Annotated in this window: 17 protein-coding genes; 15 read left to right on the top strand and 2 right to left on the bottom strand. The window is 70.2% G+C overall.

Features of this window, described 5'->3' with window-relative positions:
* Positions 1-14: 14 nt before the first annotated feature.
* Genes HD601_RS07345 through HD601_RS07305 form a run of 9 tightly spaced genes read left to right on the top strand, consistent with a single transcriptional unit; the run spans position 15 to position 9454 of the window.
* On the top strand, positions 15-1244 hold the full coding sequence (locus tag HD601_RS07345; RefSeq protein WP_184820611.1) for an MFS transporter: 1230 nt from the start codon (positions 15-17) through the stop codon (positions 1242-1244).
* Positions 1245-1276: 32 nt separating this feature from the next.
* The gene (locus HD601_RS07340; protein WP_184820610.1) at positions 1277-2218 is read left to right on the top strand and encodes an alpha/beta hydrolase; all 942 of its coding nucleotides are present in this window, start codon (positions 1277-1279) and stop codon (positions 2216-2218) included.
* 1 nt (position 2219) lies between these two features.
* Positions 2220-3608: a dihydroorotase gene (locus HD601_RS07335; RefSeq protein WP_184820609.1), complete on the top strand. Its 1389-nt coding sequence runs from the start codon at positions 2220-2222 to the stop codon at positions 3606-3608.
* A gap of 12 nt (positions 3609-3620) precedes the next feature.
* Positions 3621-4601 (top strand): LLM class flavin-dependent oxidoreductase, encoded by a 981-nt coding sequence (locus tag HD601_RS07330; RefSeq protein WP_184820608.1) that lies wholly within the window; start codon positions 3621-3623, stop codon positions 4599-4601.
* Between the two features lie 22 nt (positions 4602-4623).
* On the top strand, positions 4624-5085 hold the full coding sequence (locus HD601_RS07325; RefSeq protein WP_184820607.1) for an SRPBCC family protein: 462 nt from the start codon (positions 4624-4626) through the stop codon (positions 5083-5085).
* Entirely contained in the window at positions 5082-5885 is an 804-nt protein-coding gene (locus tag HD601_RS07320) for an FAD binding domain-containing protein (RefSeq protein WP_184820606.1), read from the top strand. The genes HD601_RS07325 and HD601_RS07320 overlap by 4 nt, the downstream gene beginning before the upstream one ends.
* On the top strand, positions 5882-6406 hold the full coding sequence (locus HD601_RS07315) for a (2Fe-2S)-binding protein (protein WP_246400326.1): 525 nt from the start codon (positions 5882-5884) through the stop codon (positions 6404-6406). Before HD601_RS07320 ends, HD601_RS07315 begins: the two co-directional genes overlap by 4 nt.
* On the top strand, positions 6399-8678 hold the full coding sequence (locus HD601_RS07310) for a xanthine dehydrogenase family protein molybdopterin-binding subunit (protein ID WP_184820604.1): 2280 nt from the start codon (positions 6399-6401) through the stop codon (positions 8676-8678). Before HD601_RS07315 ends, HD601_RS07310 begins: the two co-directional genes overlap by 8 nt.
* A 41-nt stretch (positions 8679-8719) precedes the next feature.
* Positions 8720-9454 carry a GntR family transcriptional regulator gene (locus HD601_RS07305; protein WP_184820602.1) on the top strand — a complete coding sequence of 245 codons (735 nt, stop codon included), beginning with the start codon at positions 8720-8722 and terminating at the stop codon, positions 9452-9454.
* Between the two features lie 18 nt (positions 9455-9472).
* Here HD601_RS07305 and HD601_RS07300 read toward each other — a convergent pair whose 3' ends face one another.
* Together HD601_RS07300 and HD601_RS07295 are read right to left on the bottom strand one after the other, a co-directional pair.
* Positions 9473-9625, bottom strand: a complete 153-nt coding sequence (locus tag HD601_RS07300; protein WP_184820600.1) for a hypothetical protein — start codon at positions 9623-9625, stop codon at positions 9473-9475.
* 2 nt (positions 9626-9627) lie between these two features.
* Complete coding sequence (locus HD601_RS07295) at positions 9628-9933, bottom strand: hypothetical protein (protein ID WP_184820598.1); 306 nt, start codon at positions 9931-9933, stop codon at positions 9628-9630.
* A 102-nt stretch (positions 9934-10035) separates the two neighbouring features.
* Here HD601_RS07295 and HD601_RS07290 point away from each other — a divergent pair, with 102 nt between their 5' ends.
* From HD601_RS07290 to HD601_RS07265, 6 genes are all read left to right on the top strand, one after another.
* Positions 10036-11253: an MFS transporter gene (locus HD601_RS07290; protein ID WP_184820596.1), complete on the top strand. Its 1218-nt coding sequence runs from the start codon at positions 10036-10038 to the stop codon at positions 11251-11253.
* Between the two features lie 484 nt (positions 11254-11737).
* Entirely contained in the window at positions 11738-12583 is an 846-nt protein-coding gene (locus HD601_RS07285; protein WP_184820594.1) for an alpha/beta fold hydrolase, read from the top strand.
* 177 nt (positions 12584-12760) lie between these two features.
* On the top strand, positions 12761-13300 hold the full coding sequence (locus HD601_RS07280; RefSeq protein ID WP_184820592.1) for a cupin domain-containing protein: 540 nt from the start codon (positions 12761-12763) through the stop codon (positions 13298-13300).
* Between the two features lie 43 nt (positions 13301-13343).
* Entirely contained in the window at positions 13344-14381 is a 1038-nt protein-coding gene (locus tag HD601_RS07275; protein WP_184820590.1) for a tripartite tricarboxylate transporter substrate-binding protein, read from the top strand.
* 112 nt (positions 14382-14493) lie between these two features.
* Positions 14494-16047, top strand: coding sequence for a tripartite tricarboxylate transporter permease (locus HD601_RS07270; protein WP_184820588.1), 1554 nt, complete (start codon positions 14494-14496; stop codon positions 16045-16047).
* On the top strand, positions 16044-16634 hold the full coding sequence (locus tag HD601_RS07265) for a hypothetical protein (RefSeq protein WP_184820586.1): 591 nt from the start codon (positions 16044-16046) through the stop codon (positions 16632-16634). The genes HD601_RS07270 and HD601_RS07265 overlap by 4 nt, the downstream gene beginning before the upstream one ends.
* Positions 16635-16652: the final 18 nt, after the last annotated feature.

Raw genomic sequence — 16652 nt, 5'->3', positions numbered from 1 at the left:
CGGCGATGCGGGGGGTGACGAGATTCCGGGCGGCGCGCGGACGCGTCTTCCGCTCGCTCGCGGAGCGCAACTACCGGCGCTTCTTCGTGGGGCACAGCTGTTCGGTGGTCGGCACCTGGATGCAGCGGATCGGGCAGGACTGGCTGGTCCTCGAGCTGACCGGGAGCGCGTTCGCGCTCGGTGTCTCGATGGTCTGCCAGTTCCTGCCCGTCCTGGTCGGCGGGGTGTGGGGCGGAGTGGTGGTCGACCGGGTGGACACCCGGCGGCTGCTCATGGTGACGCAGGCGGCTCAGGCGCTCCTCGCGGCCGCACTGGCGATCTTCTCGCTCACCGGCACGGCGACGCTGCCGATCGTGTACGCGCTGGCGGCCGGGCTGGGCATCGTGACGGTGTTCGACAACCCCGCGCGGCACACGTTCGTGGCGGAGCTGGTGGGCGAGGAGAACATCGTCAACGCCCAGGCGCTGAACAGCCTGGTGAACAACGCCGGCCGGCTGGTCGGCCCGGCGCTGGCCGGCGGGCTGATCGTCCTGGTCGGGGTGGGCGTGACGTTCGTGATCAACGCGGTGTCGTTCATCGCCGTCATGATCGCCCTGTGGCTCATGGACGTGGGGACGCTGCGACGGCGCACGCCGGTGCCGCGGGCACCCGGCCAGGCCCGCGAGGGGCTGCGCTACGTGTGGCACCACCCGGAGCTGCGGCTGGCGATCCTGCTGGTGACCGTGGTCTCGGTGTTCGGGCAGAACTTCCGGGTGGTGTTCCCGATCCTCGCGACGGACGTGTTCGGCGGCGACGCGCGCATCTACGGCTGGCTGACGGCGGCGCTCGGTCTGGGCGCCGTGGCGGGCGGGTTCGCCAGCGCGGCCGCCGTGACGGTGACGATGCGCGGGGCGATCGTGGCCTGCGCGGCGTTCGGGGTGGCGACGCTGGCCATCGCGGTGTCGCCCGTGCTGGGCGTGGCGCTGGGGGCGGTCGTGCTCCTGGGCGTCACGAACATGATCTTCAACACGCTGGCCCGGACCCTGGTGCAGCTGCGCACCACGCCGGAGATGCGCGGACGGGTCATGGCGATCCATGGGCTGGTCTTCCTCGGCGGGACGCCCATCGGCGGACCGCTGGTCGGCTGGCTCTGCGAGTGGTGGGGCGCCCGGGTCGGACTGCTCGTCTCCGGTCTCGCGTGCCTCGTGGGGGCGGCCGCAGTCGTCCCCTTCCAGCGTCTTGCCCGATCAGGCAACGCACTTTAGACTCTGTATCAATTATCCAAAATGGAGGTTCGATGCGGATCGAAGACGTCGTCTTCTACAGCGAGGGCAGCCGGATCTCGGCGTCCTGGCGCACGCCGGATCAGTCCGACGGGCCGCTGCGGGCCATCGTGCAGGGGCCCGGCTGGCTGGGTCTGAAGGACGCCAAGCTCTACGTCCGGTACCACGAGGCGCTCACCGCCGCGGGGTTCGCCGTCCTGGTCTTCGACTACCGGGGATTCGGTGACTCCGAGGGCGAGAAGAAGCTCTCCCCGGCCGTCCAGCTGCAGGACCTGCGCAACGCCGTCACCTACCTGACCACGCGCGACGACGTCGACTCCGACCGCATCGGCGTGTTCGGCTCCGGCGGCACCGGCGGCGGCAACGCCGTCCTGCTGGCCGCCGTCGACGACCGCGTCCGGGCCGCCGTCAGCCAGCTCCCCGTCGCCAACGGCCGCGACTGGCTGCACCGCATGCGCTCGGAGTACGAGTGGCTCGACTTCCTCAAGGGCCTCGACGAGGACCGCCGCGAGCGGGTCACCACCGGCAAGGGCCGGCTGGTCCACCCGCGCGAGGAGATCATGGTCCCGACACCCGAGCGGCGCGCCACCACGGTCAAGGCCGACGTCGACAGCCGCATCCCGACCGCCGTCTCGCTGGCCGCGGCCGACGAGATCCTCGAGTACGACCCGCTCTCCGCCGCCCGCACGCTGACCACGCCGCTCATGGTCATCGGCATCGAGGGCGACGCGACCACGCCGACCGACCACGCCGTCGCGATCTACGAGGCCGCCAAGGGCCCGCGCAGCCTGGTCATGCAGCGCCACACCACGCACTACGCCGCGTACGACAAGTACTGGGAGACCGTCACCCCGGCGATCGTGCAGTGGTTCGACACCCACCTGAACAACGGCGACGTCGTCATCACCACCCAGGACGGCCCGGCCGAGAGCGTGACCTACCTGGAGGGGCAGTGACATGGCAGTGACGACCCGGATCAACGGAGGCGACGTCGTCACTCCGGACGGCACGGTCCGTGCCGACATCCTCATCGCCGACGACGGCACCATCGCCGGCCTGGTCGCGCCGGGCACCGCGATCGGCGACGACGCGACCGTCGTCGACGCCACCGGCCGGCTGGTCCTGCCGGGCATGGTCGACGTCCACGTGCACACCCGCGAGCCCGGGTACACGCACAAGGAAGACATCATCACCACCACCGAGCAGGCCGCGGTGGGCGGTGTGACGACCATCTTCGGCATGCCGAACCTCGACCCGCCGACCACGGACCGCAAGACCCTCGACGAGGTCCTGGCGCTGTACGCGGAGAAGTCGATCGTCGACTACAACCACAACCCGGCGCCGACGAAGTTCGAGGACATCGCGTCGATGGCCGAGGCCGGCATCAACGCCTACAAGATCTACATGGTCGTCGACACCGGCCGCACGTACCCGCACCCGGCGGGCACCGGCATGCACGACCACGGCCACCTGCTGCAGATGATGGACCTCATCAAGCCCACCGGGAAGCGGTTCATCATCCACCCGCACGACCAGGCGCTGATGGACTACATCGAGGGCGAGGTGCTGGCCCGCGGCGACAACACCCCGCAGGGCTACGCCAGCGCCTACGCCGCCCGCGACGGCGTCATCTGGGACACCGCCATCGACGTGGTGCTGCGGCTGTCCGAGGCGTCGGGCTGCCCCATCCACATCGCCCACATGCAGACCGCGCGCTCCATCGACGCCGTCCGCCGGGCCAAGGCCCGCGGCGTCGACGTCACCGGCGAGGTCAACCACTGGGCGCTGTTCCTGTCGACCTGGCGCGACGTCGAGACCCAGGGTCCGTACGTCCTGTCGTACTGGGTGCCCGACAACCACCGCGAGGCGGTCTGGGAGGGCCTGCTCGACGGCACCATCGACATGATCTCCTCCGACCACGCGCCGCACACGCGCGAGGAGAAGGAGATCGGCTGGACCAAGATGTGGAGCGCCCACACCGGCACTCCCGGCATCCAGTACTACTACCCGCTGCTGCTCGACGCGGTGCGCCAGGGCAAGCTCCCGCTGGAGCGCGCCGTCGAGGCCGCCGCCCGCCGGCCCGCCGACGCGTTCGGCCTGTCCGGCGTGAAGGGCCGCATCGCCGTGGGCTACGACGCCGACCTGGTGATCGCCAACCTCGACAGCCCGTGGACCATCACGAACGACGACGTCCTGTCCCGCATCGGGTGGACGCCGTACGACGGCCGGAGCATCGGCGTCCGGTTCGAACGCACGCTCGTCCGCGGCGCGGACGTCTTCGCCGACGGCGCCGTCGTCGGTAAGCCCGGCTACGGCCGCCTCGCCACCGCCCACTCCACCGACTAAGGACGATGACGGATGAAATATGGACTCTTGCTGCCTCACTTCGGTGAGCAGGCCGACCGCGACAAGCTGCTCCGGGGCTCCCAGCGCGCCGAGGAGCTCGGGTTCGACTCCGTCTGGGTGCGCGACCACCTGGTCTTCGAGCCGCACGGCGAGATGGAGAAGCCGAACCGGACCTTCTACGACGCGCTGACGACGCTCACCGCGATCGGCGCCGTCACCGAGCGGATCGAGCTGGGCACCGGCTCGCTGATCCCGTTCCGCCACCCGCTGGTGACCGCGCTCATGGCCGGCACGATGTCGCACCTGCTCGGCGCGGACCGCCTGATCCTGGGCTTCGGCGCGGGCACGTTCGACCACGAGTTCGAGGCCATCGGCTGGGGCGACCGCGACCGCGTCGAGCTGGTCCGCTCCAACGCCGAGATCCTCAAGCGGGTCTTCACCGAGAACGAGGTCACCTACAAGGACGACAACTTCTCGTTCGAGGACGTCAGCATCGAGCCGAAGCCGCTGGGCGGGCGCATCCCGTTCTGGTACTGCGGCGCGACCCCGCGCTCGGCCCGTCTCGCCGTGGAGTTCTGCGACGGCTGGATGCCCGGCCGCATCGCCATGGCCACGCTGAAGAAGCGCGTCGAGACCATCGACGAGCTGTCGGCCGCCGCCGGCAAGCCGCGCCCGACCATCGCCGTCATCCCGCCGACCTCCATCGAGCGCTCCCGCGAGGAGGCCCTGAAGCACGTCAACATCCCGGGCCTGCTGGCCTGGGCGAACAAGTCCAAGTGGTCGGTCAAGCCCCCGTCGGGCCAGTTCGAGACCGTCGAGGACCTCGAGGGCCAACTGATCGCGGGTGACGTGGACGGCGCCGTCGAGGAATGCCGTAAGTTCGAAGCAGCCGGTGTCGAGCACCTGGTGTTCGACTTCCGCTTCAAGTTCGACAAGTGGTTCGACCAGATCGAGCTGCTCGGCAACGAGGTCCTGCCCAAGCTCAAGGGCTGACGGCTGAGAAGAAGGGGGCCGCATGCCTCGAAGTGAGTTCGGCCGCGAGCTGACGGTGTCCGCGCCGCCCGCGCGGGCGTGGGAGACGCTGATCGACGTGCCCGTGCTGGTGTCGTGGATCAGCGTGCTCGAGCAGGCCGAGGAGCAGACGCACCTGGAGAAGTACACGGCGGTGCTGCTGGACCGCCTCGGCCCGTTCAAGCTCCGCGCCGATCTCGCCATCACGCTGAGCGACGTCCGCACCGAGGAGCACGTCACGGTGCACGCCGAGGGTGAGGATCGCCAGGTCGGCTCCCGGCTCGTCGTCGACGCCACGCTCGACCTCGAGCCGGCGGCCGACGGCGGCACCACGGTGCGCGTCAACGGCGTGTACGAGGTGACCGGCAAGGTCGCGGCCATGGGCGGCGGCACCATCAACAAGAAGGCCGAGAAGATCATCGGCGAGTTCTTCGCCAACGCCGAGAAGGTGCTGGGCGCCGCATGACGCTTCCGCCGTTCGCGCTGGTGCGGCCCACCACGCTCGAGGAGGCGCTGCGCGAGCTGACCGAGGACTCGGTGCCGTACTGCGGCGGCACCGAGCTCCTGCTCGCCATGCGCGCCGGCCTGCACCGGCCCGACGCCCTCGTCGACCTCAAGCGGATCCCGGAGCTCACCGGGGTCCGCGTCGACGACGGCGTGCTGGTCATCGGCGCGGCCGAGCGGCACGCCGACCTCGCCGCGCACCCGCTGCTGCTCGAGCGGCTGCCGGTCTTCGCCCGCATGGAGAAGCACATCGGCAACGCCCGGGTGCGCAGCCAGGGGTCCATCGGCGGCAACCTCTGCTTCGCCGAGCCGAAGTCCGACGTCGCGACGCTGCTCATGGCGCTCGAGGCGTCGGTCACGCTGGTCAGCCCCGGTGGGCGGCGCACGGTGACGGTCGAGGAGTTCGTCGTCGGCCCGTACTACGCCGAGAAGGAGCCCGACGAGATCCTCGTCGACATCCGCATCCCGCTGCGCGCCGGGCTGCGCGGCGCCTACGTGAAGTTCCAGACCATGGAGCGCCCGACGGTCGGCGTCGCGGTGCTGGCCGACGACGCCGCCGGCTGGTACCGGCTGGGCGTCGGCGCCGTCGGCGAGGTGCCGCTGGCGTGGTCGTTCGGCTCGCTCGAGGAGATCGACCCCGACGACATCGCCTCCCGGGTCGATCCCACCCCGGACCTCGCCGGGTCCGAGGAGTACAAGCGGCACGTGACGGCGGTGTACGTCCGGCGCGCCCTGGCCAAGCTGGAGCAGGTGAGCTCATGACGGAGTCCGTGTCCGAGCCGGTGGCGACCTCCGGGCCGCCCCGCATGCCGGTGACCGTCGACGTCAACGGCGTCAGCGTCAGCCGGCAGGTCGAGCCGAGGTCCATGCTGGTCGACTTCCTGCGCGAGGACCTCGGCCTCACGGGGACGAAGGTCAGCTGCGAGCTGCAGGTGTGCGGCGTCTGCACCGTGCTGGTCGACGGCCGCCCGGTGAGCTCCTGCACGTTCCTGACCGCCGACGCCGACGGTGCGGCCGTCACCACCGTCGAGGGTCTCTCCGACGGCCAGACCCTGCACCCGCTGCAGGAGTCGTTCGTCGACAACTTCGCCCTGCAGTGCGGGTTCTGCACGCCGGGCTTCCTCATGATGTCGAAGGCCCTGCTCGACGGCGACGAGGTCCCCGACCGCGAGGCCATCGTCGAGCACCTCGAGGGCAACATCTGCCGGTGCACGGGCTACGAGCCGATCGTCGAGGCGGTCGAGCACGTGGCACAGGAGCTGCGGGGAGGTGCGCATGGGTGAGAACATCGTCGGGAAGTCGGTCAGGCGTCCCGACCTGGTCGAGAAGGTCACCGGCGCGGCGGAGTACTGCGTCGACGTGACGATGCCCGGCATGGCGCACGCGAAGGTCGTGCGCTCGGACCGGGCGCACGCGCGCATCACCGGCATCGACGTCGAGGCGGCCCTGGCGAGCCCCGGCGTCGTCGCCGTCGTGACCGCCGAGGACATCGCGTCGCTGCACGCGCGGTTCGGCCACATCATCACCGACCACTGGATCCTGGCGCCGGACAAGGTGCGCTACTACGGCGAGCCGGTGGCCGTCGTGGTGGCCGAGACCGTCGCGGCCGCGGCGGACGCCGTCGAGCTGGTCCTGGTGTCCTACGAGGACCTGCCGGCGGTCATGGACGTCGAGGCCGCGCTGGCCGACGGCGCCCCGCTGGTGCACGAGCAGAGCTACGAGGCCACGGGCGACGAGTCGTTCAAGAACCTCTCGCACGTCGAAGAGGGCGACGGGGCCGAGGAGGTCCTGTCGAACATCGCGCACGAGGTCACCGTGGGCTGGGGCGACGTCGACGCCGCGTTCGCCGAGAGCGCCGTCGTCGTCGAGAACACCGTGTACTTCCCCATGCTCTACGCCTACGCCATGGAGCCGTACAACGCCGTGGCGTCGTACGCCGAGGGCGCGCTGACCGTCGTCTCGACGGCACAGCACCCGTACATGGTCCGCGACGACCTCGCCCGCGTCTTCGACCTGCCGCTGTCGCGCGTGCGCGTGACGTCGCCGTACCTCGGCGGCGGCTACGGCTCGAAGTCGTACACGAAGGTCGAGCCGCTGGCGTCGGTGGCGTCCTGGGTCACCGGCCGCCCGGTGAAGCTGACGCTCACCGTCGAGGAGGCCATCTACACCACCCGCGTCGACTCCGCGAAGGTCTGGGTCAAGAGCGGGTTCGCCGCCGACGGCACCCTCCTCGCCCGCGAGTTCGACCTGGTCATGGACTCCGGCGCCTACGCCGACAACAGCCCGCTGGTCATGGCCAAGGCCGTGAACCGCTGCTTCGGCCCGTACCGGGTGCCGAACCTGCGCGCCAAGGGCCTGTCGGTCTACACGAACACGTCGCCGGCGTCGTCGTACCGCGGCTTCGGCGCGCCGCAGGGCAACCTGGCCGGCGAGACCAACCTCGACCGCGCGGCCGAGCAGCTGGGCATCTCCGGCGCCGACATCCGCCGTCGCAACCTGGTGCGCAAGGGCGAGGAGATCCTGCCCGGAAAGCGCGGCATCGACGCCGACATCCCCGCCGACCTGGAGATGGTCGTCGAGTCGCTCGAGCGCGACCGCAAGGACGTCCCGTACTACGGCATCGGCTTCGGCTGCTCCGCGTCCGACGCCGGCGCGTACCCGATCTCGACCGCGCAGGTGCGCATCCAGATCGACGGCTCGGTGCTGGTGCTCAGCGGCTCGACCGAGATGGGCCAGGGCAGCCGGTCGCTGCTCGCCCAGGTCGCCGCCGAGGAGCTGGGCGTCGACCTCGCCGTCGTCAAGGTCGTCCAGTCCGACACGTCGGTCACGCCGTACGAGCGCACCACGGGCGCCAGCCGCACCACCACGCTGGTCGGCCTGGCGCTGCAGCGGGCCTGCGCCGACGCCCGGTCCCGGCTGCGCGACATGGCCGCCGAGCTGTTCGAGTGCAGCGCCGACGCCGTGCGCGACCTCCCCGGAGCGGTCGCCGGCCCGGACGGGCGCGAGCTCGACTTCGGCTCCGTCGTCCGCCAGTGGTTCGGCGGCTCGGCCGGCGAGGTCACCGGTGTCGGGCTGCTGCGCCGCGACGGCGCCACGCAGAAGATGCCGCCGTTCTGGGAGGTCGGCATGGTCGGCGTCGCGGTGGAGATCGACCCCGAGACCGGAGTCGTCGCCGTCGACCAGCTGGTCACCGTCGCCGACGTCGGTTTCGCCATCAACCCGAGGGCCGTCGAGGGGCAGGATCTCGGTGCCGCCACGCAGGGCCTGGGCAGCGCGTTGCACGAGGAACTGGTCTACGACGGGCCGCAGCTGGCCAACGCCAACGTCGTCGACTATCGCGTGCCGCGGGTCAAGGACCTGCCCCGCAAGATCGACCTGATGATTGCCGAGCGCAGGGACGGTGTGGGACCGTATGGCGCTAAAGGTGCGGGCGAGGGCACGCTCAACCCCATCGGAGGGGCCGTGGCGTCGGCGGTGGCGCGTGCTGTCGGGCGCTGGCCCGACCGACTTCCGCTCACTCCCGAGCGCGTATGGCGCCTGATGAACAGCGATTGACTATTGTATTCCCGAGAAATACGGGAGGCAGGGGAAGAATCATGGCGAAGGCGAAGGCAGCCGCCGCGGACAATGGTCAGTCAGCGGCGGGCCAGGAGGTCCTCGACCGGCTCGCCCAGTCCGTCCGCGGCACGTTCCAGACCGTCGAGGACATGACGCAGTCGTTCATCCGCGAGGCGATCCTGCAGGGTCACTTCCCGCCGGGGCAGCGGCTGAACCTCGACAACATCGCGGCCACGCTCGGGGTGAGCCGCATGCCGGTCCGCGCCAGCCTGCGCCAGCTCGAGGGTGAGGGCCTGGTGCGCATCCACGCCCACCGCGGCGTCACCGTCTCGGTGCTGCTCCCCGACGAGATCGCCGAGATCTACGAGCTGCGCATCCTGCTCGAGACCTACCTGCTCGAGCGGGCCATGCCGCACCTCAACGAGGACATCCTGCGCGACCTGCGCAAGTCCGCCGAGGCCATGGAGTCCGCCGCCGACCTCGCCGACGGCCTCGAGATCCGCAAGGACTTCTACGAGAAGCTGTACGCGCTGGCCGAGCGGCCGCGCGCCCTGGGCGAGGCCAAGCACCTGCGCGGCTCGGTCGGGCGCTACCTGCTGCTCCTGCGCGTCACCGAGGAGCACGGCGGCCACCCCGGCCTGCTGTCGCACCTCGAGAAGGGCGACCTCGAGGGCGGCAAGAAGTGGCTCTCGACGCACCTCTCGCACGTGTCCGAGGAGCTGCAGAAGCTGGTCTCCGAGAACGGCCCCACTGCGGCGGCCACCACCCGCTGACCCGTCGTCCGCCCGGGGTCAGCTCTCCGGGCGGGCGTAGGCGTCCCAGGCGGTCCCGCACTCCTCGCACTGGTAGAGCACGGCCACGAAGCCGCGCGAGTCGACCTCGTCGGCGCGGCTCAGCTCGACCTTCTTCGCGGAGTCGCACTCCGGGCAGTACTCGTCGCTCACGTTCACGCATCCTCCAGTCGGTAGGCCACGCCGAACACCAGCAGGCCGCCGGCGGTGAGCGCCAGCGGGCCCACCAGGTCGCCGTCGGTGGCCGGGTCGAGGTCGCCGTCCTTGATGGTCAGCACGACGTGCGGCTCGTCGCCGAACTCCGCGCTCATCTTCTGCTTGGTCAGCTCCACGATGTCACCCTCGGCGTGCGCGAGCACGTGCCGGTGGATGGGGTGGCAGGCGGTGCCCGTCGGCGTCGCGTTGGGCGGGAGCTCGGCGTAGACCAGCGCGCGCAGGCCTGGACCGGCAGTGTCGGACATGGTGCCACTCCTCTCGTGGGTGTGCTAAGTATCTTAGATAGAAAATCAGATCCGCGCTGCCTGTCCGAAGTCCGAGCGTCTTCCATGGGAGTTGGTGCAAGGATGACGGACCTGCCCACGGGGGACGACGAGTCCCGCGGCCCGCTGCGGCGGCGCGACTTCGCGATCTACTGGTGGGCCGGCATCGTCTCGAGCCCCGGCAATTGGGCCAGCAACGTCTGCGCCTCCGTCCTCATGCTCTCGCTCACCGGCTCGCCGTTCATGGTCGGCGTGGTCAACTTCGCCATCTTCATCCCCAACCTGCTCTTCAGCCTGCCCGCCGGCGCCCTCGGCGACCGCGTCGAGCGCCGCCGCATGGTCGTCGTCACCCAGTCCGTCGCCCTCGTGGTGGCCGCGGTGATGGCCGTGCTGAGCGGGTCGGGCTCGCTGACGCCCTGGGTGCTGGTGGCCACGTGCTTCCTGCTGGGCACAGCCAACGCGTTCACGAAGCCGCCGATGCTCGCGCTGATCGCCCTACTGGTCCCGCGCGCGCAGGTCGCCCGCGCGACGGCGCTGAACGTGGTGCAGTTCCAGTTCGGGCAGATCGCCGGCCCGGGCATCGCGTCGGTCATCCTGCTGGCGGCCACCCCGACGTGGGCGTTCACGTTCAACGCCGTCAGCTGCCTGGGCCCGATCGTGGCGATGCTCCTCATCCGCCTCGACGCCACGGCCGACCGCGGCGCGGTGAAGAAGAAGAGCTCCGGCGGCGTCGTCGAGGGGCTGCGGTTCGTCGCCCGCACCCCGCTCATGCCGGCCATCCTGCTCGCCGTCGTGCTCACCAACGCCGCCGTCGAGGCCCTGCGCACCCTGGCGCCCACGCTCTCGCACGAGCTGGACCTGCCCGACGCCGCCGGCGTGATCATCATGGGCAACAGCATCGGCGCCATGCTGGGACTGGTGACGTTCGGGCTCATCGAGAAGGTGCTCCCGCGGCGCTGGATGCTCACGACGGCGTTCGCGCTGCAGGCGCTCGGCGCCGCGGTGGTCGCGGTGGGCGGCAGCCTGCCCGTCCTGGCGCTGGGGGCGCTGCCCATCGGCATCGGGTTCTCGCTGAGCATCCCGCTGCTGAGCGGCTCGCTGCAGATGCTCTCGCCCGACGACTTCCGCAGCCGGGTCATGGCGGTCTTCTCGATGGCGCACCTGGGGCTGCGGCCGCTGTTCGCCCTCGTGGCCGGTGCGTTGGCGACGGCGTTCGGCGGCGCCTGGGCCCTGGCCGTGTTCGGCGTCATCGCCCTCGTCGTCGCCGTCGTGATCCGCCGCCTGCGGGTCGACACCGCCTGAGCTGCCGGACGCCTAGACATGAGGCTCAGCGAGCCAAGCACTCGGTGCTGCCGGGCGCGGGTGGCGTAGCTGTTGCCGGGGCGACAGTAGTGCCACCCAGTCGGCGGAGCGATCCCACACCGTTGCCGAGCCCAGCGAACGGCACCCTTGGCGCCGCCCGGTCGCGGGTTCGGCACCCGTGACAAGCCGGGCCGTGCGCCCGGGCGCGGGCAGCCACGCGGCGCGACGGGGTAGCGCCGGGTCACCGTGCGGCGATCACTGCGGCATCGCTGCGGAATCGATGAGGCATCAGTGTCGTGTCCACGACCGTGATCTCACTTCGTCGGCGCAGCGATCCCACACTGTTCGCCCGCGCGACAGGCCACGAGCGACGCCGCGCCGCCTGAGCGGCCGTTCAACCCCGTCCTCACGAACCATTGACCTGGAACACACCCGCCACTAGCTTGGATATTTAATCAAATCCAGTCGTCGCGGCGGAGGTCGGATGAGCAGGGTTCGGGTGGGGGATCTGGACATCGCCTATCAGGTGACGGGCACGGGTCCGGCGTTGTTGCTGGTGGCGGGGACGGGCTACAACGGCTCCACGTGGTGGCCGGGGATGGTCAACGACCTTGCCCGCGACTACACCGTCATCACCTACGACCACCGCGGCACCGGGCGCACCACCGGCCCGGCCGGGGCGTTCTCGACCCGGATGCTGGCCGCCGACGCGCTGGGGCTGCTGTCGGCTCTGGGCATCTCGACGGCGCACGTGGTGGGGCACTCGATGGGCGGCCGCGTCGCGCAGTGGATGGCGCTGGACGGCGCCGCCCGCGTCGGCGGGCTGATCCTGGCCGCCAGCGGGCCCGGACCGCTGCCCGGCGCCGAGGACGGCCACACCCGCGGCATCCCCGCGAAGATGGCGGCCGGCATGGTCGAGCTCGGCTACGACGGCTACGTCCGCAAGTCGCAGCGCGACACCTTCTTCACCGAGTCCTACGCGCTGGCCCACCCGGAGCCGGTCGACTGGCTGTTCGACGCGTTCTGGGAGGGCCGGCCCACGCTGGTCGACTACTTCCAGCACGTCACCGCGCGGCAGCAGCACGACACCGTCGAGCTGCTGCGGCTCATCGCGCACCCCGCCTTCGTGCTCGTCGGCGACGCGGACGCGCACGCCGGCGGAACGGGGTCCCACGTGGACCAGTCGCTGTACCTGGCCCGCGCGCTGCCCTCGGCGACGCTGTCGGTGCTGCCCGGCGTCAAGCACGGCTATTTCTGGGAGGCGCCCGTCGAGTCCGTCGCGCGAATCAAGCGCTGGCTGGCCGACGTTGACGTTGCTGTAACGTCATAGAAGCAGGTCAGACATCGTTTGTCGACAGAGATAACGAGTCGGCCAGGACCGTTGACCCACCGTCTGTATCATGTATCCTCTAGCGAAGAGCCCCGGAAAAGTGACGCGCGTCATGCTCGGGCGTCGCGGAGGCTCCCATCCCGATCCAGGTCGGACGCACAGGAAGAAGGCCAACGCATGACCGTGGAACCGCAGAGCAAGTCCGTGCCGGACCTCAAGGACATCGAGCGTCGTGATCAACCGCTGAGCGGGGCCCACAACAGCGAGATGGGCCAGCGTGAGACGTGGAACAAGAAGAACCCGCCCACGGAGGCCGTCCTCATCAAGGACCTCCGCACCACGGACCTGACTCCGCGGGAGTACCGGAACACCAAGGCCCGGTTCTACCGTCTCGGCCACGACATCCGCCTGCAGCCGCACCTGAGCGAGCTCCCGCCCGGCGGCGCGTCGGTCAACCACCGGCACACCACCGAGGCCGTCATCTACATCGTCAAGGGCTTCGGCCACTCCATCATCAGCTGGGACGGCGTCAACGAGCAGCGCATCGACTGGGAAGAGGGCGACCTGTTCAGCTTCCCGGTGTGGATGTGGCACCAGCACTTCAACGACAGCGACTCGGAGACCTGCCGCTACCTCGCCGTCCAGGACACCTTCTCGATGAAGGCTCTCGGCGTTCACGCCATCGAGCGCTTCCCCGAGGGCGACAAGGGCGAGTAGGCCGTCCCGGCCTGCCACCGCGAGCGAAGTGGGGAACCTTCACATGCGAGGGACATACGCGAAAGGCCTGATGCTGACCGGCACCGCCGTCGCCACGGCGCTGGTGCTGGCAGCATGCGGCGGCGACGCGTCGCCGACCGCCGGCAGCGAGGACGAGGATCCCGGCGCCTTCTACGAGGGCAAGACGATCACCATGATCGTGCCCTACAACCCGGGCGGCGGCTTCGACTCCTACCTGCGACTCCTGGTGCCCTACCTCGAGGAGCAGCTGCCGGACACCACCATCCGGGTGGAGAACCAGCCGGGTGGCGGCGGGCTGATCGGCGCCAACGCCGTCTACCAGGCGGAGCCGGACGGTCTGACCATCGGTCTCATCAACTACCCCGGTGCGGTCTTCGCCGAGGTCACCGGGACCGACGGCGTCACGTTCAAGAGCACCGACTGGACGCAGTACGGCCGGCTGGGCGCACTGCCCCCGCTGGTGTACACCGCTCCGGACTCGCAGTACACGGAGTTCCAGGACATCCTCGACGCCGGCGACACCGTGAAGTTCGGTCTCGGCGGCGTGGGGTCCGACGCGTACTACGTCGCGGTGGCGATCTCCAACGTCTTCGACTTCCCGCACGAGATCATCGGCGGCTACCCGGGCAGCAACGAGGCCGACGCCGCGCTGCTGGCCGGTGAGGTCGACGTGTCGGTGAACTCCGGCGGCGCCGGCGTGCTCATGGTCGAGGGGTCCGGTGCGCACGGCGTGGTCGCCGTCAGCAACGAGCCGCTCGAGCAGCTGCCCGACGTGCCCGTCATCGGCGAGTTCGGCGACGAGTCGCAGCAGGAGCAGCTGGCTCCGCTGGCCTCGATCTACGACCTCGAGCGGATGGTCGTCGGTCCGCCCGGGGTGCCGGACGACCGCGCCGACTTCCTGGCCGACGCGATCTTCGCGGCGGCGTCGGAGAGCGGCTACGCCGACGAGATGGAAGCCGCGAGCTACCCGGTGAACGCGCTGAACCGCGCGGACACCATGGAGCTCTCGAGCACGGTCAACGAGTCGATCGAGTCGCTGGCCGAGTTGCTGGCCGACTGAGACCACGGCTGCGGGGCGCGCGGTCCACAACGCGCGCCCCGCACCCGTACGCCGGCAGCGCTCGACGCGATCGGCACGGAACCGCACACTCGCAGGTAACGGAGCTCCGCTTATGGGCCAGGCCCTCCTCGACGGTCTGACGATGCTGCTCGAGCCCATGTCGCTGGTGTACCTCACCATCGGCATGGCCATCGGACTCGTCTTCGGCTTCCTCCCCGGCCTCGCCGGGCTCGCCACGCTGGCACTGCTGATGCCGGTGATCATCGGAATGGAGCCGGTCCAGGGCCTGGCATTCATCCTCGGCGCGTACGGCGCACAGTCGTTCGGCGGCTCGATCACCTCGATCCTGTTCAACGTCCCGGGATCGGGGGAGCAGGTCGTCACGACGTTCGACGGCTATCCGATGGCCCGGAAGGGCCAGGCCGGCCGCGCGCTCGGCGTCTCGGCGGCGTCCAGCGCCTTCGGCGGCATGTTCGGCGTCGTCATCCTGCTGCTGGCGATCCCGATCGCGCTGCAGCTCATCACGTACCTCCGGCCACCGGAGATCTTCGCGCTCGGCATCGTCGGCATCATGGTCATGGGTGTCTCGAGCGCCCGCACCAAGATCAAGGGCATCATCTCAGGCGCGCTCGGCCTCATGCTGTCGTTCATCGGGCTCGACCCGATCACCGGCATCTCCCGCATGACGTTCGGCCACCTCGAGCTCAACAGCGGCCTGGGCATCACCGCGATGACCATGGGCCTGTTCGCCATCACCGAGATGCTCGTCCTGTACACGCGCGGCCAGGCCATCGCCGCGCAGGCGCCGGCGCAGATCAAGGGCGCGAAGGGCAGCCGGGTCATCGACGGCGTCTGGGACACCGTCAAGAACTGGAAGATGGTCATCCAGGGCGGCATCATCGGCTCGATCTGCGGCCTGGTCCCGGGCATGGGCGGCACGGTCGCCATGTTCGGCGCCTACGGCTACGCCAAGGCGCGCTCGAAGGACCCCGACTCGTTCGGCAAGGGCAACCCCATCGGCGTGCTGGCGCCGGAGTCGGCCAACAACGCCAAGGAGGGCGGCTCGTTCGTCCCGACCCTGGCCTTCGGCATCCCGGGCTCGTCCGGCATGGCGCTGGTCATCGTCATCCTGCTGATCCTCGGCTACGTGCCCGGTCCGCAGATGATCGACAACCACATGGACATCGTCTTCCTCATCGCGTGGATCTGCGCGCTGAGCAACGTCCTGGCCAGCTTCCTCGGCCTGGCCATGGCGCCGCTGTTCGCGAAGCTGGCCTTCATGCGCCCGCAGCTGCTGGCGCCGCCGCTGGTCGCGATCTCGCTCATCGGCGCCTTCGTCGACACCCGGTTCATGCTGAGCGTGCTCATCGCGGTCGTCGCCGGCTTCGTCGGCTACGTGCTGCGGGCGCTGGGTTACTCGCTGGCCGGCGTGATCCTCGGCTTCGTGCTGGGACCGATCGTCGACCAGAACCTCGGGCTGGCCCTGCAGCTCTACGGCTCCGGCTTCGTCCTGCGGCCCATCACGGCCGCGATCCTGGGCCTGACGCTCCTTGCCGTCGTCTGGGGCTCGGCCCGCAAGGCGCTGAAGGACCGGAGGAACACCCCGGGCGGACCGCCGGCCGACGCCGTCGCCGCCGGTGAGCAGGCAGGTGGGAGCAACCGATGAACGAGCGCCGCTTCGAGCTGATCGTCTCGTGGATCCTGCTGGGATTCACGGTCTGGTACCTCGCCACCATGGCGTCGTACTCCAACAACGCCGGCCGGGTGCCGGCCATCACGGCCGCCGTCGCGGGCGTGGCGCTGATCGTGCAGATCGTGACCCTGTACGTCCGGCGCGACAAGGCCGCCCACGAGGAGGCGCACCTGCCGCACCTCGCCGAGGCGGTGCTCGACCGCGCCGACGCGCGCACCGAGGGCCACGAGGGCGAGCACCAGCACCTGGCGGAGGAGCTGGAGGACGAGCTCGAGAAGGACTCCTACGACACGCTGATCGCCATCAAGGGGGTCCGGCGCACCCGGTTCCTCGCGATGGCCGCGTTCTGCGTGCTGTTCTACGTGGGGATCCTGATCGCCGGCTTCGTCGTCACCACCGGCGTGCTCATCGCGGCCATCATGCTGACCGCGAAGGAGAAGCCGTACACCGCGGTCATCGCGGGCCTGGCCGGCGCCGCGGCCGCCTACGGGCTGGTCGTGTCGCTCATGGGCCTGCAGCCGTGGACGGGCTACCTGTTCGTCGGCCTGGGCATCAGCTAGTCATCGCACACCCACCAC

It is taken from the genome of Jiangella mangrovi, from assembly GCF_014204975.1.
In the GTDB taxonomy this organism is placed as follows: domain Bacteria; phylum Actinomycetota; class Actinomycetes; order Jiangellales; family Jiangellaceae; genus Jiangella; species Jiangella mangrovi.
The sequence above is the reverse complement of the archived record's forward strand: the minus strand, read 5'-3'. Positions and strand labels throughout refer to the sequence as shown.